Annotated in this window: 1 protein-coding gene; it reads right to left on the reverse strand. The window is 60.6% G+C overall.

Annotated features, from left to right (window positions below; translation table 11 throughout):
* A partial coding sequence (locus XarbCFBP7408_RS22200) for a transposase (protein ID WP_146093849.1) occupies positions 1-287 on the reverse strand: 287 nt, incomplete at both ends.

Genomic DNA, 287 nt, shown 5'->3' on the forward strand with positions numbered 1-287 from the left:
TGCTTCAGCTTCGAGGGCTTTTCCGCGATCAGGTAGCGCAGCTTGCGCTTGCGTTTCATCTCACCGCGCTTCTCAAGCCCGGTGTAGCCACTGTCCCCGCACACCGTCTCTTCCTTGCCGTGCAGCAGCTTGTGCGCTTGCGTGATATCGGCCACGTTTGCCGCCGTGCATTCGACGTGGTGCACCAACCCGGAGTCATCGTCCACCCCGATGTGCGCCTTCATCCCGAAGTAGTACTGGTTGCCCTTCTTGGTCTGGTGCATCTCCGGATCGCGCTCGCCATCCTT

The sequence above is a fragment of the Xanthomonas arboricola pv. guizotiae genome, assembly GCF_002940205.1.
In the GTDB taxonomy this organism is placed as follows: domain Bacteria; phylum Pseudomonadota; class Gammaproteobacteria; order Xanthomonadales; family Xanthomonadaceae; genus Xanthomonas; species Xanthomonas arboricola_C.